The organism is Marinobacter sp. CP1 (assembly GCF_001266795.1).
GTDB lineage: Bacteria > Pseudomonadota > Gammaproteobacteria > Pseudomonadales > Oleiphilaceae > Marinobacter > Marinobacter flavimaris.
Genome location: NZ_CP011929.1, coordinates 2,174,065 through 2,195,249 on the forward strand (window position 1 = coordinate 2,174,065; position 21,185 = coordinate 2,195,249).

A 21,185-nucleotide genomic window follows, 5' to 3' on the forward strand; every position below is an offset into this window, starting at 1 on the left:
TTGTGAACAGGCAGGTGGGCAATATTGCCCCGGGAATCCGCCGTTTAGAAGGAGATGTCCGTGGCCCAGAGCCGTAAACGCAGTCATATGCCCAGGAATCTGTTGATCGGATTCCTGGTGCTTTTCATCCTCTATGCCCTGGCCGGTTTCCTGCTACTTCCCTGGTGGCTGGAGCGTCTGGTACCCGAGCAGCTGGACCAGCGTATGGGCTGGCAGGCAGAAATCACTGATATCCGAACCAACCCGTTCACCCTTCGAGTCGAGGCGCTGGGTCTGTCGGCAAAAGATCCCCAGGGTGAGCAGGTGGTTGCCTTTGACCGGCTCATGTTGGACATGAACTTTTTCCAGCTGGTTCGGGGTATTGCCGGGTTTGAAGCCATCCAGCTGGATGAGCCCTATGTTCGGGTGGATCTGCTGGAGGACTACAGCGTCAATTTTGCGAGAGACTGGCAGGCGGCCAACCCGGGACCTGCAGAGCCAGCGCCTGAAGCGTCGCAATCGGATGACGCGGCGGCGCCACCACGGCTGTACTTCGGGAAAATTGAACTCAACGGCGGCGAAATGTTGTTCCGGGATTTTACCCAGGCCGACATGGCCGAGTTCCGGATTACCCCGATGGATCTTACCCTGAGTGATCTGGCCACCTGGCGTCGCGAGGGGCAGGACAGCGATTACTCCCTGCTGGCGGCGCTGGGCAGTCAGACCATTGAGTGGCAGGGTGATCTGAGCGTAGCCCCGTTCTACTCGAACGGCACGCTCAAGGTGTCATCGGTGGGCTATGAAACCCTGGCTCATTTCCTGGCTCCTTTCTTTCCCTATGATCTGCGTGGTGGCAGCGTCACCCTGAGCTCCGACTATGAAATCCAGGCCGGCGACGGCTTTTTCCTGGAGACGACCAACGGTCAGCTGCAACTCGAGAATCTGGCCGTCGCGCTGGATGAACAGAGTGAGCAGGCGAGATTGACCAACGCTGAGCTTTCTGTGGATGCTGTCGGGTTCGACTTGAATGGCCGCGAAATCCGTATCGGCCAGGTTTCTCTGGACAAGCTCGATGTGGCCGTGGCCAGGAGCGCAAACGGAGAGATTGACTGGTTGGCGCCGCTGGCCACCAACAACGGTGAGACGGAGGGCGGCGGCGAAGCGTCCACCGGCGGACAGCCATTCCGCTGGTCAGTGGCGGGCGTCGCGCTCTCCGGTGGGCGTATTCTCTGGCAGGACAGTCAACCGGCGACAGCGACTGAAATTGCCGTAGAGCAGCTTTCCGCATCCATCGGGCCACTGAGCCATCAACTTGAAGAACCGGTCTCTTACGAAATAACCGGAAGCCTGGCCAGTGGCGGCCAACTGTCACTGAACGGCCAGCTGACACCTGCACCGTTTACCCTGGAAGCCGCCATCTCCGGAAACGGCATCGCTCTGGCCGCCTTTGAGCCCTACGTTCAGGAAGGCGCCAACCTCGCCATTACCAGCGGCACGCTGGGCGTTGACGGCAACCTTGATCTGGATGGGCAGCAGGAGCCTCTCACGGGCACCTTCAGCGGCACCGCGGAAGTGGCCGGTCTGGATCTGAAGCTGCCCGACAGTTCCGGTTCGCTGGTTTCCTGGCAAACCCTGCGCCTGGCACCTATTGAATACAACGTGTATCCGGCACGCCTGGAAATAGGAACGGTGACCCTGGCCCAGCCGGTCATCAACGTTGTCCGCAATACCGACAATATCCACAACGTCGAGCGGATCGCCAAAGCGTCAGCGGCCAGTGGTCAGCAGGAGGCGACCGCAGATGCTCAGCAGGGGGAGGATTCCGAGCCGGGGTTCATTTTCCGTATTGGCCAGCTGATGCTGGAAAATGGCGAGCTGGCGTATACCGACCGCACGTTGGCGCCGGCGTTTACCACCTCGTTTGATGAGCTGAACGGCAGCGTGACAGGCCTCAGCAACATTTCCCCACAACAGGGCAAGGTCTCTATCCGGGGCCGGGTCGGCGGCGTGGCGGACCTGGACTTTGAAGGCACCATTGGCACCCTTGGTACCGAGGATGTCAGCGATCTGAAACTGAATATGCAGGAATTGTCCCTGCCTGCGCTTTCGCCTTACTTTGGTCGTTACCTGGGTTATGGCGTGGACAGTGGCAAGCTGAACCTGAATCTTGATTATGAAATTGCCGGATCCAGGATCGATGCGTCCAATCTGGTGGTGATGGATCGTCTCGAGCTGGGTTCGGCCATCGCCAGTGATCAGGCCGTTAATGCGCCGGTAAAACTCGGCCTCGCGCTGCTTCGGGACAGTAAGGGAGTGATTGAAGTCGACTTGCCCATCAGCGGCGACCTGTCTGACCCGGACTTCAGCGTCGGAAAAGTTGTGATGCGGGCGTTCGTGAACCTTCTGGCCAAGGCAGCGGCCTCACCGTTCAGTATGCTCGGCTCGATTGCCGAGCTCGCCGGCCTGAGCGGGGAGGAGCTCGGGAAGGTGAGGTTTATCCCTGGCAGTATCCAACTGGCCGAAGGCGAGGCTGAAAAGCTGGCGGCGCTGGCAGACGCGATGCTGGAGCGCCCGGACCTGCTGCTGAATATTCGGGGTAATGTTCAGCCTCAGGCGGATGGCCTTGCCCTGCTTCGGGAAGACCTGACAGCGGGTGGCCAGCGGGATGTGTCCGAGGAGGAATGGCAAGCTGCCCGGGAGGCGTATCTTGCCGGTGAGCGTTCACTCGCTCCGGAAGCGTTGAGCAATCTGGCGTCCTCGAGAGGCGTGACCCTGCGTAATGTTCTCCAGCAGACCCACGGTGTGCCGGCTGATCAGTTGTTCCTGCTGGATCCGGCACGTAATGCGGACGTGGGCAGCGAAGGAAACGTTATCGTCGCCTTCAACCTGGACGTTCGTTGAACTCAGGGGGTCTCGAAACTGGTCAGAAAACCGGCTGGCAACTGGAGGCCCCAGTTTTCCACGATTTGCCGGTAGCGACCGTTATCGACCAGTGGCGCCAGAAGCCGCAGCATCTCGTCGGCGCTCGCAGCGCCGCCTTTGCGGGCGATGATGCTGAGCTGGTAGCGCTGGTCCGGCTCCCGTGAAACCAGCAATTTGTCCCAGTCTTCCGGGTGTCGTGCCAGGTGCCGCTGGAGGTAGGAATGGCTGACAATGGCGACTTCGGCAACGGACGGCCGGTCCGCCTTGATCAGGTTGATGTTGCGGCTGTGGCTGTCGGAGAATTCGATGTTGAATTTTTGCTCCAGCACGGAGTTGTCGGTTTCGTAACCGGTAAAACCATAGTGATAGCCTGAAATGGCGACAATCGACCGCTGTTCCAGATCGTCAAAGAACGAATCGTCTCGGCCTGGTTTTTTGAGAGCGACATACAGCTCTTCATCTGCCAGGATCGGTCGGGAGATGTCGACGTTTCTCTTGGTCCAGCCCCAGCCGGGGCTCTCAAAGAAGATAACGTCGTACAGGCCGGCCTCGAAATCCAGGTAGCGACGCTTGGGCGAGGTATGAAAGACCCGGAAAGATACCGCTGGGTTGGCCTGCTCAAGTTCTTGCAGCAGGTCTCCGAGCAGCCCGCTGGGTTTCCCGTTGGCGTCAACACTGGCAATCGGGGGGAAGTGGTAAACGCCCACGGTGATTTCGGTTTCATCGGCAAAAACCGGCGCCGCCGCCAGCATAATTGCGGCAGAAAACATGGCCAGTAGTTTCCAAATCGGTGCTTTTGTGAGCACGATGCTCCCCGGGTGTGTAACAATTGAATACGCATTCAGAATAGCACGGGGATTTTGTGCACCTGAAGCAAAAGATTATTAACTTATGCAAAACGGATCTGTAAGTGATGGGTAACGGTGTCAGCCATTTTTTTGCTTATGTCTCCCGCCTGCGCTGGATCAAGCGCTGGGGGCTGATGCGTAATGCCATTGAGGAAAACGTGGCCACCCACTCCTGGGAGGTGGCGACCCTCGCCCATGCGCTTGCCATCATCCGTAACCGGCATTTTGGCGGCCGGGTGAACGCCGATCGTATTGCCGCAGCAGCTCTTTATCATGACGCAACAGAGGTGATCACCGGCGATATGCCGACACCGGTGAAATACCATTCAAAGGTGATGCGAGAGGCCTTCGGAGATATTGAACACAAGGCGGAGGCCGAATTGCTGGCACTGCTGCCGGAGGATTTGCGGGAGGATTTTTCACCCTACGTTCGGGAATCGCAGCTACCGGCAGAAGACAAGGAACTGATCAAGGCCGCCGACAGGTTGTCGGCGTGGCTGAAGTGCCAGGCGGAGATCCGCGCCGGCAACAAGGAATTCGAGCCCGCCGCCCGACAGATCCGCAAGCGGTTGGACGAGGACGGGTTGCCAGAGGTTGCTTATTTTCTGAAGGTGTTCGCCCCCAGTTACGAGCAACCCCTGGATAATCTGCTGGGTTGAGAGGCCCTCAGGCTTTAGCTGTTACCGGCCGAGCCGACCAGCCCGCCACGCAGGCCATCGCGCTGCAAATGCTGCCGAACGGTGTCTTCCGGGCTACCGGCCAGTTCGCGGAACATGCCCATGGAGCCCAGAAGGGCCGAGGATTCATAGGGCACAAACACCCGCTCGCCTTCTTTCGCCATATTCGGCAGAACCTTGATATAGCTCTGGCCCAGCAGGTAACCAATGACGGTCTGCTTGTTTTCCTCGGAATCGCCCATGGCACTGAGTACCAGACGGATGGACTCCTGCTCGCCCTGCGCCCGGAGAATGGCCGATTCCTTGTCGCCCTGGGCGTTGAGGATGGCGGACTCCCGCTGGCCCTGGGCCATGGCGATGGCTGCTGACTTTTCACCCTCGGCTTCGGTGACCGTGGCCCGGCGTTTCCGCTCCGCAGCCATCTGCAATCGCATGGCTTCTTCCACTTCTTCCGGCATGCTGATGTCCTGAACCTCCACCCGGGTGAGTTTCACACCCCACTTGGAAGCGGCCTCTTCCATCTCGGCCTGGATCGCGTTATTCACCTCGCTGCGGGATTCAAACAGCTTGTCCAGTTCCATCTTGCCGACCACCGAGCGCAGGGTGGTCTTGGCCAGCACTTCCACCGCCTGGCTCATGTTGGCCACTTCGTACACGGCCCGGCGCGGGTCGATGATCTGGTAGTAGAGGGCGCCGTTGATCTTCACCGTCACGTTGTCGGTGGTTACCACGGGCTGTCCCGGAAAGTCCATGACCGTTTCCCGGCGGTCGATGCGGGTTTCATCGCTCATCACCGGATGATAATCCTCACCCATGCGCACGTAGCGGATCATGGTGATCGGCCGTGGGCGCTCGATGAAGGGAATAATGATGTTCACACCGCTTTCGAGGATCCGGTTGAACGACCCCAGGCGCTCAATCACCATTACCTCCGACTGGCGGACAATGACCAGACCCTTGGCAATGATGAAAATGCCAATGGCGACTACGATCAGACTGATAACCAGTCCGGGTGAAAGATACTGTTCCATGTTTACTGTTCCTTGTGTGTGATCGTCTCAACAACGGCGGTAGTGCCGTCAAACTGTTTGAAAATGACGTCGGTTCCTTCCGGAAGGTCGGTTTCCCCGGTGTCAGTCACTCGCAGGCGATAGAAATCGCCATTGACCTTGATGCCTGTGGCTCCATCGAAATCCCGCTTCAGGGTCTGATAACGCCGGCCTTGCTCCACGCCGGTACCGGTTGTGCCATATGCCACACCTTTGGGTGAGAAGCGCGGACGGATCCAGCGAATGGCGACAGGTACCAGAATTCCCGAGAACAGCCCCATACCGGCCAGCTGCCATTCGAATGGTGCTCCCAGAAAGGCCAGCAAGGCGGTCAGCGCGGCCGCAATGCCCAGGGCCAGAAGTAACAGGACACCTGAGGCCAGTTCAGCCAGGCCCAGCACCAGCGCCAGGATCAGCCAGAAATGCGTAAGACTCCATTCCATACAGAAAATCCACAGATTCGGGGGAGGTAGAGGGCCGGTGTCGTGCACCGGCCAACGGCAAGGGATTGTACCGGAAACCGGGTGCCGCGTCAGAGGGTGGCCGGAATGCCATGTGGCCTGGTTCACTAAAGCCATATCCCGCAAGCAGGCAATTGTTAGAGTATCTGCTTTAATTGATGTGCCTACAATTAAGAGGTCTGTGACCATGAAGAATCTGAAGAACAAAGTTGCCGTTGTTACCGGTGCCGGTTCGGGTATCGGCCGCGCGCTCGCCAAATCGCTGGCGGACCGGGGCTGCCGACTGGCGCTGTCCGACGTCAATGAGTCAGGCCTGGCCGAAACCGCTGCAGCGCTAAGCGGCGCTGATGTAAAAACCTACCGGCTGGACGTGTCTGATCGCGATGCCATCTTTGCCCATGCGGAGGAGGTTGTGAAAGATTTCGGTCAGGTCAATCTGGTCATCAACAACGCGGGCGTTGCCCTGTCTGCCACGGTCCGTGAGATGACCGACGAAGACTTCAAATGGGTCATGGACATTGATTTCTGGGGGGTTGCTCACGGTACCCGGGCCTTCCTGCCCCATCTGATTGCCTCGGGCGATGGCCATGTGGTGAACGTTTCCAGTGTATTTGGCCTGATTGGAGTGCCCAAGCAGAGCGCCTACAACGCCGCCAAGTTTGCGGTGCGAGGATTCACCGAAGCCCTGCGCCAGGAAATGAAGCTGGAGAACCAGCCGGTGGCGGTGAGTTGTGTGCATCCTGGTGGTATCCGCACCAACATTGTCAATGCAGCGCGCATGGGCAAGTCCGAGAACGCCGTCGCCCAGCGTAAAGGCTTCGATAAACTCGCCATGACCACGCCCGAGAAAGCCGCAGAAATCATTGTAAAAGGCATCCTCAAGAATGAGTCCCGCATATTGGTGGGCCCGGACGCCTGGGGTATTGATGCGATCAACCGCCTGCTGGGTTCTGCTTACCAGCCGCTGGTGGAGCGTTTCTCCCGCAAGAACCTCTATATCTGAAGACTCGATGCGTGCGGCGGGCCTGAAGCTTGGGCTCGCTGTACGTTTTACAAACAGTTTTTCGGGGCTATACTCGGAAGCTGATCCAAGGAAGAGTCAGCATGAATACGCCTCACCATTCTGACCTGGGGGCCACTCTGGAACAGAGCCGCTCGGGTCTGCGCGACAGCCATCGCCGCTCACTGATGCGGCTGCTTTTTCTGATCACCGGCTCGGCTCTGGTGATTTTTGCTTGCCTGCAGTTTCTCAATGGCTACCCATGGGTGGCGGTTGCTGAGCTGTTTGCCAGCACTTTGCTTTTTTTCGGCGTCTGGCGCCTGAAATCCACTCCTCATCTGCAGCAGTGGGTCTATGCCTATCTGGTGCCTTTGTTCGCGTTCTTCCTGGTGATCATGCTGTTACCGGAAGCCTCGGTGTCCGCTTTCGTCTGGGTGCTGATGATGCCGGTTCTCGCCTACCTGTTGCTTGGCAAGAAAGAAGGCATGATTCTCAGCGCACCCTTTATGCTCGTCGGGGGCGTTATCTATTACATTCACCTTGGCCAGGTCGGCAGCCCCCACGCGATGATCGATCTGCTCAACATGGTGTTGTGCGGTGCACTGATGCTGGCCTTCATTCACCTGTATGAGGTGCGCCGCGAAGAGTCCGAGCAGCGCCTGGTGGACATGGCCCAGACTGACGCACTGACCGGCCTCGCCAATCGCAGCAACTTCCAGGGTACGTTGAATCGCACCATTGCCGAGTGCGATCGCAGTGGAGCCGGTTTTGCGCTGGTGGTGATGGATATTGACCACTTCAAGGTCGTTAACGACACTCTGGGCCATGAGGCCGGAGACTTTGTTCTGAAAAACATCAGCCGATGCATGACCGAACGGCTGAGGAGCACCGATTTTGTCGGCCGCCTGGGTGGCGAGGAGTTCGGCCTGATTCTGAGAGATGTGAAGCCGGCGGATGCCTTTGTCCTGATGGACGAGCTGCGCCAGCGGATATCTGACCTTGAACTGCCCTACGGGGAAGCCCGCATCCGGGTGACTGCCTCCTTCGGGATAGCCCAGTGGCCAGACCATGGTCGCGAGGCCGAAAGCCTGTTCCGGGTTGCCGATCGGTGGCTCTACAGTGGCAAGCGAGCGGGGCGTAACTGTGTGGTCGGCGCCGGCCACAATCCCCGCCAGCTTGAGATTCTCACTGTCGAAGCGAGTTGATTACGTTATTCTTGTGGCAGACATCCTCCGGCAAGAATGACGTAACCCATGTGCGAATTACTGGCCATGAGCGCCAACACCCCCACTGACCTGTGTTTCAGCTTTACCGGCCTGACCCGTCGGGGTGGACAGACCGGCCCGCACAAGGACGGCTGGGGCGTCGCCTTTTACGAAGGCAAAGGCGTACGGGCCTTCCACGACGCCGATGCCAGCGCCAATTCCCGAATCGCCGCAGTGGTCCAGACTCATCCAATAAAAAGCGAAGTGGCCATCTGCCACATTCGCCAGGCCAACGTCGGCGACACCTGCCTGGCCAACACCCATCCCTTCATGCGCGAACTCTGGGGTCGCTACTGGGTGTTCGCCCACAATGGCCAGCTCTCCGGCTTCGGTTCGACTCCAGGGTTCTATGAGCCGGTCGGAACCACCGACAGCGAGGCGCTGTTCTGCGATATTCTTAACCACCTTCGAACGCACTGCGATCGCAATAACGGAACCGATGAAATCATCGACCGCCTGGTCCGGTTGTCCGTCGCCTACGCCAGCCAGGGCGTTTTCAACCTCCTACTGAGTAACGGTGATTGGCTGTTCACTTACTGCACCACCAAAATGGCCAGCATCACCCGGAGAGCCCCGTTTGGTCCTGCCCGTCTGAAAGACGCCGATGTAACGGTGGATTTCGAATCGGAAACGACGCCCAACGACATCGTCAGCGTGATCGTTACTGAACCTCTGACCACAGATGAAAAGTGGGATGTTTACCAGCCAGGTGAATGGCGGTTATGGAAGAAAGGTGAGGTCATTCGATCCGGAGTGGCCAAAGCGGGCAGCTGATCTCTGCCAGATCAAGCGGATGAGTGGGTGGGGAGGTCTTTGTGCAGGGAAAAAGATGTCTGAGCGCAGCGAGTTGTTTTTCCCGGAACAAAGACCTCCCCACCTGCTTGTCCGCGTAACTCCGAAGATTACTGCAGAGTCCGGCGATTACCCTTCTGATACTGCGGTGCAATATGCGCCTGGATTTCTTCCTTGAAACGGGCAATCAGATCGCTGTTGTCGTGATCCCAGGGATGGAAGCCGGGTTTGAAGTACTCCAGCCATGTGGGAATCAGGCTTGAGAAGGTGCCGTTTATGCCCCACAGGCGCCAGAGACCGGTGGCGGTGTCCTTCAACGAGAAGTTCTTGCGGTCGTTCAGCATCATCCGGCTGGTAAAATAGGTGCTCATCACGCCCAGTGCGGCGGTGCTGAACATGAGATAAAAGGCTCTTTCGGCATAAGTGCCGCCAGCCGCCTGGAACACATCGTAGGCAACCGCCTTGTGCTCGGTTTCTTCAATCGCGTGCCAGACCCACAGCGGACGCATGGATTCATCCATGTCCTGGCGCACATCGTCACGCTCCAGCAACATGTCGGCCATCATGGCGGTCAGGTGCTCGAGGGCACAGGTGATGGCCAGCTGGTGACGCTTGGGCAGCTTCCTGGCGATCCCCAGAACCACTTCCAGGTGTTTTTCCAGCTCTTCCACCGGCATGCCCTGGTCACGAACGTGCTGGTTCATGGCGATGTGCTCCAGTGAGTGCATGGCCTCCTGGCCGATGAACCCGCGTATCTCCTCTTTCAGTTTGGGATCGGAGATCTGGTCCCGGAACGCTCTTACCGAATCCACGAAGAACTGCTCGCCCTGCGGAAACAGGACCGAGAGCGCATTCATGATGTGGCTGATGGTGTAGCTGTTATCGACCCAGTAACGGGGAACCTGCTCACCGAACTCAAAGCCCATGCGCTGGGCTGTGATGGTGACGTTATCGGGTGTGTTGGAGGCTCTGGTAACCGGAGCCGTCTTCTTTTCTGTGGTTTTAGTGCTCAGCATCTGCGTACTCCTCACTCTGGCTGATGTCATGGCTCCAGTGTGGGGCAGTCAATGTCTGGCAGGAATGCGCAAAGGGGACGGTGGTCGATCAGGATGGGACACGGGCTGGAAATTGATTGGCCATGCTGACGGCGATCCGGGTGTGCCGGGCCCCACTGTTCCGGCGGGAGGCATCTGATAGAGTCAGTTGAAGTGCTTCAGCCACCTCAATCATAAGGAATGCCAATGAGCGCAAGCGGTCCGGACAAAGAACGGCAGATGCTGGGATTGTTCCTGGTGCCGGGCGCTTACCTGCGGGTTCTGGCCGAGACAGTGCGCCAGCTGGGCTATAACGACCGGTTACTCTATGAAGGCCTGGAGTTCAGCCCGGACGATCTCAAGTCCAACGACAGTCGGGTGTTTGTCACCGATGCCATCATCATGGCCAAACGGGCCGTGAACCTGGCCGGCCAGGACGGTCTCAGCTTCACGCTGGCCAGGGAGTTGCGGCTGACAATCCACGGCACCCTGGGCTTCGCGGCCCTCACCAGCCCCACCTTCGCCGATGCCCTGGATTCTGTGCGCCGATACCTGCATCTGCGGGTGCCGTTTCTCAGTATGAGCCAGTCCGAAGCGGGGGATCAGGTACTGGTAAAACTCTGCACCGAATTCGAAGTGCCCGGCCTCTACCCGTTTCTGGCCGAGACCGTCAGCGCCACCCTGATTCTGCTGACCGAACAGCTCCTGGACCGCGAGGACGCCGCCAAACACGGCTTTGCCCTGGAAGACGGCAAACTGCCGGGTGTCACCGTTCGCCTGAGCGCTCCGGAGCCGCCCTGGTACCAGCGGTTTGCCGACCAGCTTCCGGTTCGGTTCGAGTACGGCCAGGCCGACGAAATGATGGTGTTCCCCCGGGAGCTTCTCGATGTGCGTATGCGCCTGGCCGATGCGGAAGCCTCCCGAATGGCCCGGGACCAATGCGAATTCGAGCTGCAGAAGGCGCTGAAGGAACAGGGCGATATCGTCCTGGCGATCCGCAACATGCTCCGAATGATGCCCGGGCCGTTGCCGTCACTGGAAGCCATGGCCGAACGCTTCTGCGTCTCGTCGCGCACCCTGAAACGCCGGCTGGCGGACCGGGATACCAGCTATCGGGAAATTGTCGAATCGGTGCTGAAAGACCGGGCGATCCAGCTGCTCCGGTATACCAACCAATCGGTCAGCGAGATTGCCTACGAGCTGGGCTATGCCGACCTTTCCAACTTCAGCCGCGCCTTCCGGAAGTGGACCGGCAAGTCGGCCAGCGAGTTTCGCGAGGGTGGTCCGGATCCTGCCCCAGAGGTTGGGCCCTGATTTTTTGGGCCTCTTGGTTTGGAGCGTGGTCGCAGGGTGGGGCATAAATTTTTCGGGTAAAAAGCAACTCGCTTCGCTCAGACATCTTTTTCCCCGAAAAATTTATGCCCCACCCCACGCCCTGCTGACAGCTGAGAATGCCGTCAGAAGAGTTATTGCTCGTTCTTAATTTGTTTTTCTAATCCTATGCCACAATGGTTCGACGGACGGGGGGAAGGAATATTTTCCCGACAGGAAAAAGATGTCTGAGCGAAGCGAGTTGTTTTTCCCGAGGGAAAATATTCCTTCCCCCCGGCCAGCCCCCAGCACATGCAGGCTGGGTCTATAGTGTAAATCGGCTACGAATCCAGAAGGATGAGAACGGATATGACAGAACGCCCAGACACCCACAGCAAACTGATCGGCTACCTGCTCTGGATCTTCGGATTCCTGGGCTCACACCGGTTTTACTACGGCAAACCCGTTACCGGCACCATCTGGTTCTTTACCCTGGGGCTGCTGTTCATCGGCTGGATCATCGACCTGTTCCTGATCCCGGCCATGGACCGGGAGGCGGATCTTCGGTTCCGGGAAGGTGAGGTCAGCTACAACATAAGCTGGATCCTGCTGACCTTCCTGGGGGTGTTCGGGATTCATCGGATGTACATGGGCAAGTGGATTACCGGCATCATCTACCTGTTTACCGGCGGCCTGTTCCTGATCGGCGTGCTGTATGACTTCTGGACCCTGAACAACCAGATTTCCATCCGGAACGAAGAACGCCGGTTCGGTTGATCGGTTTTGCCTAAAGGCCGGCGGCGGTTTCCAGTTCGACCAGGGCCTCTTCCAGATAGTCGAGCATCCGCTGCAGGCTGGGTAGCGTGCGGCGGCAGCCGATAAGGCCGAATTCCACCTGGTCGCCGTAGCTGGTCAGGGTCATGTTCAGGGCCAGGCGATCCATGGCGATGGAGACCGGGTACATGCCGTCCATCGTGGCGCCGTTCCAGTAGCAAGTCTCTCGCGGGCCGGGAACGTTGGAAATCACCACGTTCAAGGTCTGCCATTTCGGTGCCATGCCGGTGAGCAGATTGAACGCCGCCGGCGCCAGGGTCAGGGCGGTGTAGTTGATGATTTCTTCCGCAGACATGTCGGCGTAGCGGTCCTTGGCGGCTTTCACGTCCTCATGGATCTGCATCAGTCGTGTCACCGGGCTGGTGACATCGGTGTGCAGTGAGGCGAGGATAACGCCGACCTGGTTGCCGCCGGAGCTGTCATCCTTGCGCAGGGACACCGGCACCATGGCGATCAGCGGCTTTTCCGGCAGGGCGTCCTGGTTCATCAGGTAGCTGCGCAGCGCGGTGGCGCACATGGCCATCACCACATCATTCACCGTGGTTCCGTAGATTTTACACACTGCCTTTATCCGGCTGAGGTCATAGGACTGTGCGGCGAAGCGTCGGGAGCCGGTGATCTTCTGGTTAAGAATGCTGCGGGGCGCGTGGAATATGGAGGAGTACGCGGGGTCTTTGCGGGCGTTATTGATGGTTCGCAGCAGTTCCCGGGCGACGGTGGGCACGGTACCCAGTTGCTTCCCGGATTCACCCAGCAGGTGGCCAATGCTTCGCCATAGCGAGGGGCCGCCATCATCCTTCTCACGCTCCGGGCGTGGTGGCATGGCCCAGATCGGCGGCATGTCCCGCTCGCCGGTGTCCTGGCAGAGCATCTGGGTGACCATCCGCATTGCGGATACACCATCCACCAGGGCATGGTGCACCTTGATATACACCGCAAACTGCCGTTCCCCCAGGCCTTCAATCAGATGAAACTCCCACAGCGGACGTTCCCGGTCCATCAGGTGGGAATGTTCCGCCGAGACAAACGACAAGAGTTCCCTGACCCGCCCGGGTGTCGGCAGTGCCTCGAAGCGGAAGTGGTGTTCCAGGTCCAGGTGCTCGTCTTCCACCCAGACCGGCTGGCCGAAACGGTAATCCAGACGCTGATTAAACGGCGGAGTCACCTTCGTGTACTGCCTGAGCCGGTCGGCCAGCTGTGCGACGTAATCATCCGGTGCGTCGTCGGGAAAAGAGAACAGCTGAAGACCGCCCACGTGCATGGGCTGCTGCCGCTTTTCCAGCCAGAGAAAAAGCTGATCCGTAGGGCTAAGAGGTTTCACAGGGCGTCCTTGTTGTCGGTGTTGTGACAATAGTAGCGCAGATAGCTGGCAACGTGATTGACCACGGTTCGCATTCTCCGCACCGGCCAGGTCAAACGCGGGCCAAGGTCTGGACGGGGTTTTTCTTCGTAAGCCATGAACTAAGGTTAGTAATTGCATCCATCGAAATGAATCTTGGAGAAAAGGACGTGGCTACCCCCATGAAGAGCCTGCAGGGTGTTGTTCTGTTTTTGTGCAGCCTGTTTCCGGTGCTCACCGCTGCCCAGGACCTGCCTGGTGTTCAGCTGGAAACCGTCTCTTCAGAAGATATCGTTCAGGAAGTGACCCTGAATGGTACGGTGAATGCCCTTCGGGTATCTGGCATGTCGGCGGCGGTTGCGGGCCTGCTGGACGAGGTTCGGGTGGAAACCGGTGATCGTGTTGACCGGGGCGATGTGTTGGTCGAGCTGGATGACGAATTGGTTACCTGGGAGTTGGCCGCGGCAAGAGCCGAGGCAGAAGAGGCCCGCAGTCGCCTGGAGGAAGCCCGGCGTCGCCTGCGTGAGGCCAGATCCGTCGGCGCAGGCCGCAATATCGCGGCCACCGAAGTCAGTGCACGGGAAAGTGAAGTGGCCGCCAGCGAAGCGACCCTGGCTCGCCTGGAAGCCGCCCGCCGCCAGGTGGAAGTCCGGGCCGGGCGCCACCGCGTGACCGCGCCCTTCGACGGTGTGGTCAGCCAGCGCTCCCGGGATCTCGGGGAATGGGTTACCCCCGGTGACCAGCTGCTGACTCTGGTGGATACCGACAACCTTCGTCTGGATTTCCAGGTACCCCAGTCCTTCTACAAACGCATCGACGACAACAGCCGGCTGCTGGTGCAGGATGACCAGGCACTGAGCAGCGCCACCATCGATGTTCTGGTACCGGTCAACGATCCCCAGTCCAGAACCTTTCTCCTCCGCGCCATCAAGCCCGAATCCGTGAAGCTGCTCCCGGGGATGTCGGTACAGGCGGTACTGCGGGTCACTACCGGTGAACGTGGCCTGACGGTTTCCCGCGATGCCATCAACCGGTATCCCGAAGGACGAACCACCGTGTGGATCGCCGAACCGGGGGATGAAGACACCTGGACCGTGAGCGAAAAGCGGGTGCGCCTTGGCACCGGCTTCGAGGGCCGGGTAGAGGTCACTAGTGGTCTTGAAGCGGACCAGCAGGTGGTGGTCCGTGGCAACGAGTCCCTGAGCGAGGGCATCAGCGTTCGCATTGCCGAACGGGAGAGCCGCTGATGTTTGCCGGCATTATCCGCCACGGCACTCTGGTCACCGTTATTGCCCTGATTGTCGCGATCCTTGGGGCTGCTGCAGCACTGCGGATTCCGGTCCAGATGATTCCGGATCTGGAGGTGCGGACGGTCACGGTGGAAACCAGCTGGCCAGGCGCCACGCCCCAGGACATCGAGAAAGACATCCTGATCGAGCAGGAACGGTTCCTGCGCAATGTTCCGAACCTGAGCCGGATGACCTCCACCGCCTCCAGTGGCGCAGCGGAGATTGAGCTGGAATTTCCGTTCGGGGTGGATATCACCGAGACCCTGATCCAGATCAATAATGCCCTGAGCCAGGTGCCGGATTATCCGAGGAACGTCGATGAGCCGCGCATAGTTGCGGCGTCGTTCTCCTCCAACGCATTCATGTATTTTCGCATCGCCACCCTCGAAGGCAATCCCCGTGAGCTGGACATCGAGCTGATGCGCGATTTTATCGAGGACCGCGTGCGGCCCAGGATGGAGAGCGTGCCGGGGGTTTCCGAGGTGACCGTCGGCGGCGGTGCCGACCGGCAAATGCAGGTTATCGTGGACGAAGCCGCCCTGGCCCAGCGTGGCCTGAGCTTGCTCGATCTGCGTGATGCCATTGTCAGCCGCAACCAGGACATTTCCGGTGGCGAGATTGATTCCGGCAAGCGCCGGTACCTGCTGCGCACGGTGGGTCGCTTTGATGATGTTGAATCCCTGGAGCAACTGGTGGTGCGCCGACAGGGTGACAGCGTGGTGCGCCTGGGCGAGGTTGCCCAGGTGCAGCAGGGTCACTCACGGATTAGGGAACTGTCCGTCGTCAATGGCCAGCGGGTGATCGGCCTGCAGGTGCGTCGGGAGAGCGGATCCAACGTTATCGATATCAAGCACGCCATGATGGACGAAGTCGCCGCCATCAACCGCGAAGTGCTGGAACCTGCGGGCATGACCCTGGGCCTGACCGCAGACGATGCCCGGTACGTGGAAGCCTCGGTTGCCAATGTCTGGACCAATCTGGGTATCGGTGCCGCCTTCGCAACCCTGGTGATGTTCCTGTTTCTGAGGTCCGGCCGGGCCACGTTTGCCGGGGTGGTGGGCATACCGCTGTGTGCCATAGCCGCGTTTATCGGGCTGCTGATCACCGGCCGCACCATCAACGTGATCTCTCTGGCCGGTATCGCCTTTGCCATCGGCATGACGGTGGACAACAGCATCGTGGTGCTTGAGAACATCGAGCGACACCGGCGTTTGGGGCTGGACCGTTTCGAATCGGCCCTCAAGGGCGTGCGTGAAGTCTGGCCGGCGGTGCTGGCGTCCACCACCACAACCATCCTGGTGTTCCTGCCGATCCTGTTTATCGAGGAAGAGGCGGGCCAGCTGTATTCCGACGTGGCCATTGCCATCTCTGCTGCCATTCTCGCCTCCATGTTGGTGGCAATCACCATCATACCCACCCTCTGTGCCCGGCTGGATTTCGGCCGCCGGGGCGTGACCACCGATGAATACGGCAACGAAACCTCGGGTCGCTGGAGCGGGGCCGCCATGGGGGCGGTGCGATGGCTGGTGAATGGCACGGTGCGCCGGCTTCTGGTGATGGCAGCCACCGTCGGCTTCAGCCTGTGGGTGATTTTTGTGCTGACCCCACCCGCCGAATACCTGCCGGAAGGCGAGGAGCCCAAGACCTTTGCCGCCATGTCGGCGCCGCCGGGTTACAACCTGCAGGAGATGGAAGCCATTGCCCGCCAGGTGGAAGACTACTTCCTGCCCCACGTGAACGCGGACGGCCAGGCCTACGCCGCGGGCGAAACCAGCGTGCCGCCCATGGCCTATCTCAACATGCAGGTAACGCCCACCAGGATCCGGATCATCGCCGAGACCCTGAATCCAAGGCACATCGAAGCCCTGATGGACGAGATCACCCGGTTCTATGAACAGTTCCCGGGCATGCGCGCCTTCGCGGCCAAGGGCTCCATCATTTCCAGCAACGACGGCGGCACCCGCAGCATCAACCTGGACATCTCCGGCCCGGACCTGGTGTCGGTCTACAGCGCCGCCAATGCCGCTTACCAGCGGGCCGAGGAGATCTTCGACAACCCCCGCATCCAGAGCCAGCCCTCCACGCTGTCCCTGGCGCAACCGCTGATCCAGATTATGCCCGACTGGGATCGCGCGGCTGAACTGGGTCTGGGAGCAGAAAGCATTGGCTTCACCGTAGCCTCTCTAACCGAGGGCAGCTACGTCGACGATTTCTTCCTGGACGACGAAAAGATCGATATCTACGTCTACGGCAGCGAGGGTCGCAACCCGTCACTGGACAGCCTGCCGGATGTCATGGTGCACACCCCCCAGGGTGCTACCCTGCCGCTCTCCAGCCTGGCTACCATCGAGGAAACCGTCGATACCAGCACGGTCCGCCGGGTGGACGGTCGCCGCACGGTGACTCTGAACGTGATTCCCCCGGACGATGTGCCGCTCGAAGCCGGCGTTGAGAGGGTACGCACGGAACTGTTGCAGTTCATGCGGGACAGCGGCGCATTGCCCGCGAATGTGAACGTGGATATTTCCGGCGCCAGCGATCAGCTTAATGCCACACGGGAGGCTCTGACCGGCAATTTCATCATTGCCATTGCCATTGTCTACCTGCTGCTGGTGGCCATCTTCGCGCACTGGGGATTCCCGCTGCTGATCATGACCGCAATACCGCTTGGCGTGGCCGGTGGCATTGTGGGCCTGGCCCTGATGAACCTGGTCGGTGGCCTGCTGCCCATGATCGGCCTCCAGCCTCTGCGACAACCCTTCGACATGATTACCATGCTGGGCTTCCTGATACTGATGGGAACCGTGGTGAACAACCCGATCCTGGTGGTGGACCAGGCCCGGCAGAACCTGCGCCAGAAAGGCGTTACCGTAGTACAGGCCGTCACCGCCGCCGTCCAGACCCGCCTGCGCCCGATTGCCATGACCACCCTGACCACCATCTGCGGCCTCTCGCCCCTGGTGTTCCTGCCCGGCGAAGGCACCGAGCTCTATCGCGGCGTGGGCGCTATCGTTCTGTTTGGCCTGCTGGGGGCAGCGATCGTAACCGTGACTTTTCTGCCGTCACTGACCATCTTTGTTCTTGGCTGGCGGGAGCGTTGGCGTCGCTCCAGAGAGGTTTAGCCTCGGAGTATCGCCGTCACGCGCCATGGGAAGTCTTTCTTCCGGGGAAAAGCAACTCGCTTCGCTCAGACATCTTTTCCCCTGCACAAAGACTTCCCATACCACGCGCCGGCTTTCGCCGGCATTGTTAAGGGCCTAGGCCGCGATGGATTCTCGCTGGTTGGCCCGTACTTCCAAGCGGATCTGGTTGCCGTCCAGCAGGACAGGGTAGGTTTTGACCCGCACGGTATCGTCTTCCAGACAGACACCCGTAAGCAGACTGAAATGTTGCTTGTACAACGGCGACGCCACCACCGGCTCCCCTTTCAGATCCCCGGTAATCCCCCGGGCCAGCACATTGGCGCCGCTGAACGGGTCCGTATGGCTGATGGCAAACAACGCCGGCAGCCGATGCGGCAGATAAAACACCGCCACCGGACCTTCTTCGGTCCATACCGCGATGCCAGATTCCGGCACCAGGTCGTCAACGGTACAGACGGCTTCCCAACGAGTGCGTGGTTTCATGTGCTCCTCCAATGTCGCTATTGCGAATCAACCGAATATTTCTGGTTTGTGGGGTGATTCAGCTTCAAAATTCGGTTTTATTTGTCTTATGGCGTTAACGGGTGATTTGATGAGCGTGGGGGTGGATATCTTTTACCGACAGGAAAAAGGTGTCTGAGCGCAGCGAGTTCTTTTTCCCGAGGGAAAAGATATCTGCCCCCGCGCTCCGCCCCCCAACAAGAAATCTACACGGCCTCGCTCTCCAGCTCGTTTTCGAGTAAAGGCCGACGCTGCCCCCGCTCAACAGTCCACTCCTGAACCGGATCGCACTGCGAAGGCGCATTAACAAACTCCCGGAACCGCTTCCGCTTCTCCGGATCCTCGACGGCCGTCTTCCACTCGCACTGGTAGGTCCCAACAATCCCCTCCATGTGCTCCTCCAGCTCAGCGCCGATCCCCAGACTGTCCTCAAGAACCACCTGCTTCAGGTACTCCAGGCCGCCCTCCAGATTTTCCATCCAGACACTGGTGCGCTGCAGCCGGTCGGCCGTGCGCACATAGAACATCACCACCCGGTCAATGGTCCGGATCAGCTCCTCGTCAGACAGATCCGTGGCAAACAGATCGGCGTGGCGGGGCCGCATGCCACCGTTGCCGCAGACATACAGGTTCCAGCCGTTCTCCGTGGCAATCACACCAAAGTCCTTGCTCTGGGCTTCCGCGCATTCCCGGGTACAGCCCGAGACCGCCATCTTCACCTTGTGGGGCGCCCGCAGGCCTTTGTAGCGGTCCTCCAGGCGAATCGCCATGCCCACGCTGTCCTGAACGCCGTAGCGACACCAGGTATTGCCAACGCAGGACTTCACGGTACGCAGTGACTTGCCATAGGCATGGCCGGTCTCGAACCCGGCAGCAATCAGTTTTTCCCAGATCTCCGGCAACTGGCTCAGGGTGGCGCCGAACAGGTCCACCCGCTGGCCACCGGTGATCTTGGTGTAAAGATCGTATTCCTTCGCCACCTCACCCAGCACAATCAGCTTGTCCGGTGTAATCTCGCCACCGGGGATGCGCGGCACGATGGAATAGGTGCCGTTCTTCTGCATGTTGGCCATGAAGGTGTCGTTGGTGTCCTGAAGCGGCACGTGGTCGGTGGCCAGGATGTGCTCGTTCCAGCAGGTGGCCAGAATCGAGGCCACGGCCGGTTTGCAGATGTCGCAGCCGTGGCCCTTGCCGTGCTGACTGATCAGGGTGCGGAAGGTGCGGATGCCGTTCACCTTCACCAGGTGGAACAACTCCTGGCGACTGTACGGGAAGTGCTCGCACAGATCCTTGCTGACCTCCACGCCGCGTTTTTCCAGCTCACTGTCCACCACGTTCTTGAGCAGGGCGGTGCAGCCGCCGCAGCCCGTGCTGGCCTTGGTTTCGGCCTTGACGCTGCCAAGGTCCGAGCAACCGGCATCAATGGCGCCGCAAATATCGCCCTTGGTCACGTTGTGGCAGGAGCAGATCGAGGCGGTTTCCGGAAGGGCATCCGGGCCCAGGGCCGGCGCGCCGCCCTGGCTCTCCGGCAGGATCAGCGTTTCCGGATTCTCCGGCAGGGTGATGCCATTGAGGGCGTATTGCAGCAGAGTGTCGTAGTGGCTGTTGTCGCCCACCAGAATGGCGCCCAGCAGGGTCTTGCCATCCTCGCTGATCACCATGCGCCGATAGTGGCCGGCCTGTTCATCGTTAAAGCGGATGTTGCGAGCGCCCGGGGTCTGGGCATGGGCGTCGCCGATGGAACCCACGTCTACACCCAGCAATTTGAGCTTGGTGCTCATGTCGGCACCGGTGAAAGCAGTGTCTCGATCGCCGTTCAGGGCGGAAGACAATGTGCGGGCCATGGTGTAGCCGGGGGCCACCAGGCCGAAAATTTTCTGCTCCCAGAGTGCGCACTCGCCAATAGCGTGCACATGGGGGTCCGAGGTGGTGCAGTGGTTGTCGATCACGATGCCGCCGCGCTCGCCGATCTCCAGGCCGCTGGCCCGGGCCAGGGCGTCCTGGGGCCGAATGCCTGCGGAGAAGACGATCAGGTCTGTCTCGAGGAAGGATTCGTCGCTGAAATTCATGCGCAGACGGGCATCCTCGCCCTCGGTGATCGCTGTGGTGGCCTTCTCGGTGTGTACCTGAACGCCCAACTCCTCGATCTTGTGGCGCAGCAGCGCGCCGCCATCGGCATCAAGCTGAACCGGCATCAGCCGGGGCGCAAATTCCACCACGTGGGCTTCCAGTCCGAGGCTCTTGAGCGCATTGGCAGCTTCAAGACCCAGCAGGCCACCGCCTACCACCACGCCCGTGCGGGCACCTTCTGAACTGGCGCGAATGGCATCCAGATCATCCAGGGTCCGGTAAACCAGGCAGTGCGGGCGGTCATTGCCCTTGATAGGGGGTACAAACGGATAGGAGCCGGTGGCCAGCACCAGTTCGTCGTACCGGTAGCTGCCACGGGGCGTTTCCAGAGTGCGATTTTCCCGGTTTATGCCGGTTACCTGTTCGTTCAGGTGCAGTTGAATCCCCTGCTCGGTGTACCACTCCAGGGTACCCATGGCGAGATCGGCATGGCTGGAGCCGCCGAAATACTCGGACAGGTGGACCCGGTCATAGGCCAGCTGTTTTTCCTCGCCGAACACGATGATCTCGAAATCGGCAGCGGCCGGGCTGGCGCAGAATTGTTCCAGGAAGTGATGGCCGACCATGCCGTTGCCGACGACTATCAGGGTTTTCTTGCTCATGGGTCTGTC

Annotated in this window: 17 protein-coding genes; 9 read left to right on the plus strand and 8 right to left on the minus strand. The window is 59.7% G+C overall.

Translation table 11 applies throughout. From position 1 onward, the window contains the following. Positions 1-54 precede the first annotated feature (54 nt). Positions 55-2,880: a DUF748 domain-containing protein gene (locus ACP86_RS10055; protein WP_053113549.1), complete on the plus strand. Its 2,826-nt coding sequence runs from the start codon at positions 55-57 to the stop codon at positions 2,878-2,880. Between the two features lie 2 nt (positions 2,881-2,882). Here the strand turns inward: ACP86_RS10055 and ACP86_RS10060 are convergent, their stop codons facing one another. Continuing rightward, the gene (locus ACP86_RS10060) at positions 2,883-3,671 is read right to left on the minus strand and encodes a substrate-binding periplasmic protein (RefSeq protein WP_053113551.1); all 789 of its coding nucleotides are present in this window, start codon (positions 3,669-3,671) and stop codon (positions 2,883-2,885) included. Positions 3,672-3,814: 143 nt separating this feature from the next. Between ACP86_RS10060 and yfbR the strand changes: the two genes are divergently transcribed. Continuing rightward, a complete protein-coding gene (gene yfbR / locus ACP86_RS10065) occupies positions 3,815-4,408 on the plus strand; it encodes a 5'-deoxynucleotidase (protein ID WP_014578986.1) in 594 nt (197 codons plus the stop codon). Between the two features lie 14 nt (positions 4,409-4,422). Here yfbR and ACP86_RS10070 read toward each other — a convergent pair whose 3' ends face one another. Both ACP86_RS10070 and ACP86_RS10075 read right to left on the minus strand, forming a co-directional pair. Beyond that, entirely contained in the window at positions 4,423-5,457 is a 1,035-nt protein-coding gene (locus ACP86_RS10070; protein WP_014578987.1) for an SPFH domain-containing protein, read from the minus strand. A gap of 2 nt (positions 5,458-5,459) precedes the next feature. Continuing rightward, complete coding sequence (locus ACP86_RS10075; protein WP_008176913.1) at positions 5,460-5,918, minus strand: NfeD family protein; 459 nt, start codon at positions 5,916-5,918, stop codon at positions 5,460-5,462. A gap of 205 nt (positions 5,919-6,123) precedes the next feature. Here ACP86_RS10075 and ACP86_RS10080 point away from each other — a divergent pair, with 205 nt between their 5' ends. The 3 genes from ACP86_RS10080 to ACP86_RS10090 all read left to right on the plus strand — a co-directional run bounded on the left by ACP86_RS10080 (position 6,124) and on the right by ACP86_RS10090 (position 8,975). Beyond that, entirely contained in the window at positions 6,124-6,939 is an 816-nt protein-coding gene (locus ACP86_RS10080) for an SDR family NAD(P)-dependent oxidoreductase (RefSeq protein WP_053113553.1), read from the plus strand. Positions 6,940-7,040: 101 nt separating this feature from the next. Continuing rightward, positions 7,041-8,141 carry a GGDEF domain-containing protein gene (locus ACP86_RS10085; RefSeq protein WP_008176916.1) on the plus strand — a complete coding sequence of 367 codons (1,101 nt, stop codon included), beginning with the start codon at positions 7,041-7,043 and terminating at the stop codon, positions 8,139-8,141. Between the two features lie 48 nt (positions 8,142-8,189). Further along, entirely contained in the window at positions 8,190-8,975 is a 786-nt protein-coding gene (locus ACP86_RS10090; RefSeq protein ID WP_008176917.1) for a class II glutamine amidotransferase, read from the plus strand. Positions 8,976-9,103: 128 nt separating this feature from the next. On the opposite strand, the gene ACP86_RS10095 is transcribed toward ACP86_RS10090, so the two are convergent. Further along, positions 9,104-10,009: a metal-dependent hydrolase gene (locus ACP86_RS10095; RefSeq protein ID WP_053113555.1), complete on the minus strand. Its 906-nt coding sequence runs from the start codon at positions 10,007-10,009 to the stop codon at positions 9,104-9,106. A 225-nt stretch (positions 10,010-10,234) separates the two neighbouring features. On the opposite strand from ACP86_RS10095, the gene ACP86_RS10100 reads away from it, so the two are divergent. Beyond that, positions 10,235-11,341: a helix-turn-helix domain-containing protein gene (locus ACP86_RS10100; protein WP_053113558.1), complete on the plus strand. Its 1,107-nt coding sequence runs from the start codon at positions 10,235-10,237 to the stop codon at positions 11,339-11,341. 366 nt (positions 11,342-11,707) lie between these two features. Continuing rightward, complete coding sequence (locus tag ACP86_RS10105) at positions 11,708-12,115, plus strand: NINE protein (protein WP_176443079.1); 408 nt, start codon at positions 11,708-11,710, stop codon at positions 12,113-12,115. 10 nt (positions 12,116-12,125) lie between these two features. On the opposite strand, the gene ACP86_RS10110 is transcribed toward ACP86_RS10105, so the two are convergent. Both ACP86_RS10110 and ACP86_RS23200 read right to left on the minus strand, forming a co-directional pair. Beyond that, a complete protein-coding gene (locus ACP86_RS10110) occupies positions 12,126-13,493 on the minus strand; it encodes a WS/DGAT/MGAT family O-acyltransferase (RefSeq protein WP_053113562.1) in 1,368 nt (455 codons plus the stop codon). Next, a complete protein-coding gene (locus ACP86_RS23200; protein WP_176443080.1) occupies positions 13,490-13,630 on the minus strand; it encodes a hypothetical protein in 141 nt (46 codons plus the stop codon). The genes ACP86_RS10110 and ACP86_RS23200 overlap by 4 nt, the downstream gene beginning before the upstream one ends. Before the next feature lie 51 nt (positions 13,631-13,681). On the opposite strand from ACP86_RS23200, the gene ACP86_RS10115 reads away from it, so the two are divergent. Both ACP86_RS10115 and ACP86_RS10120 read left to right on the plus strand, forming a co-directional pair. Further along, on the plus strand, positions 13,682-14,758 hold the full coding sequence (locus ACP86_RS10115; protein WP_227507862.1) for an efflux RND transporter periplasmic adaptor subunit: 1,077 nt from the start codon (positions 13,682-13,684) through the stop codon (positions 14,756-14,758). Next, positions 14,758-17,922, plus strand: coding sequence for an efflux RND transporter permease subunit (locus tag ACP86_RS10120; RefSeq protein WP_053113566.1), 3,165 nt, complete (start codon positions 14,758-14,760; stop codon positions 17,920-17,922). The genes ACP86_RS10115 and ACP86_RS10120 overlap by 1 nt, the downstream gene beginning before the upstream one ends. Before the next feature lie 135 nt (positions 17,923-18,057). Here ACP86_RS10120 and nirD read toward each other — a convergent pair whose 3' ends face one another. Continuing rightward, positions 18,058-18,426 carry a nitrite reductase small subunit NirD gene (gene nirD, locus ACP86_RS10125; RefSeq protein ID WP_008176927.1) on the minus strand — a complete coding sequence of 123 codons (369 nt, stop codon included), beginning with the start codon at positions 18,424-18,426 and terminating at the stop codon, positions 18,058-18,060. A gap of 224 nt (positions 18,427-18,650) precedes the next feature. Next, a complete protein-coding gene (gene nirB / locus ACP86_RS10130) occupies positions 18,651-21,176 on the minus strand; it encodes a nitrite reductase large subunit NirB (RefSeq protein ID WP_053113568.1) in 2,526 nt (841 codons plus the stop codon). Positions 21,177-21,185 lie beyond the last annotated feature (9 nt).

Bases quoted from the DNA above. Each gene is read 5' to 3' on its own strand.
- ACP86_RS10055 (WP_053113549.1), top strand. From the start codon at position 55: ATGTCCGTGGCCCAGAGCCGTAAACGCAGTCATATGCCCAGGAATCTG.
- ACP86_RS10060 (WP_053113551.1), bottom strand. From the start codon at position 3,671: ATGTTTTCTGCCGCAATTATGCTGGCGGCGGCGCCGGTTTTTGCCGAT.
- yfbR (WP_014578986.1), top strand. From the start codon at position 3,815: ATGGGTAACGGTGTCAGCCATTTTTTTGCTTATGTCTCCCGCCTGCGC.
- ACP86_RS10070 (WP_014578987.1), bottom strand. From the start codon at position 5,457: ATGGAACAGTATCTTTCACCCGGACTGGTTATCAGTCTGATCGTAGTC.
- ACP86_RS10075 (WP_008176913.1), bottom strand. From the start codon at position 5,918: ATGGAATGGAGTCTTACGCATTTCTGGCTGATCCTGGCGCTGGTGCTG.
- ACP86_RS10080 (WP_053113553.1), top strand. From the start codon at position 6,124: ATGAAGAATCTGAAGAACAAAGTTGCCGTTGTTACCGGTGCCGGTTCG.
- ACP86_RS10085 (WP_008176916.1), top strand. From the start codon at position 7,041: ATGAATACGCCTCACCATTCTGACCTGGGGGCCACTCTGGAACAGAGC.
- ACP86_RS10090 (WP_008176917.1), top strand. From the start codon at position 8,190: ATGTGCGAATTACTGGCCATGAGCGCCAACACCCCCACTGACCTGTGT.
- ACP86_RS10095 (WP_053113555.1), bottom strand. From the start codon at position 10,009: ATGCTGAGCACTAAAACCACAGAAAAGAAGACGGCTCCGGTTACCAGA.
- ACP86_RS10100 (WP_053113558.1), top strand. From the start codon at position 10,235: ATGAGCGCAAGCGGTCCGGACAAAGAACGGCAGATGCTGGGATTGTTC.
- ACP86_RS10105 (WP_176443079.1), top strand. From the start codon at position 11,708: ATGACAGAACGCCCAGACACCCACAGCAAACTGATCGGCTACCTGCTC.
- ACP86_RS23200 (WP_176443080.1), bottom strand. From the start codon at position 13,630: ATGGCTTACGAAGAAAAACCCCGTCCAGACCTTGGCCCGCGTTTGACC.
- ACP86_RS10120 (WP_053113566.1), top strand. From the start codon at position 14,758: ATGTTTGCCGGCATTATCCGCCACGGCACTCTGGTCACCGTTATTGCC.
- nirD (WP_008176927.1), bottom strand. From the start codon at position 18,426: ATGAAACCACGCACTCGTTGGGAAGCCGTCTGTACCGTTGACGACCTG.
- nirB (WP_053113568.1), bottom strand. From the start codon at position 21,176: ATGAGCAAGAAAACCCTGATAGTCGTCGGCAACGGCATGGTCGGCCAT.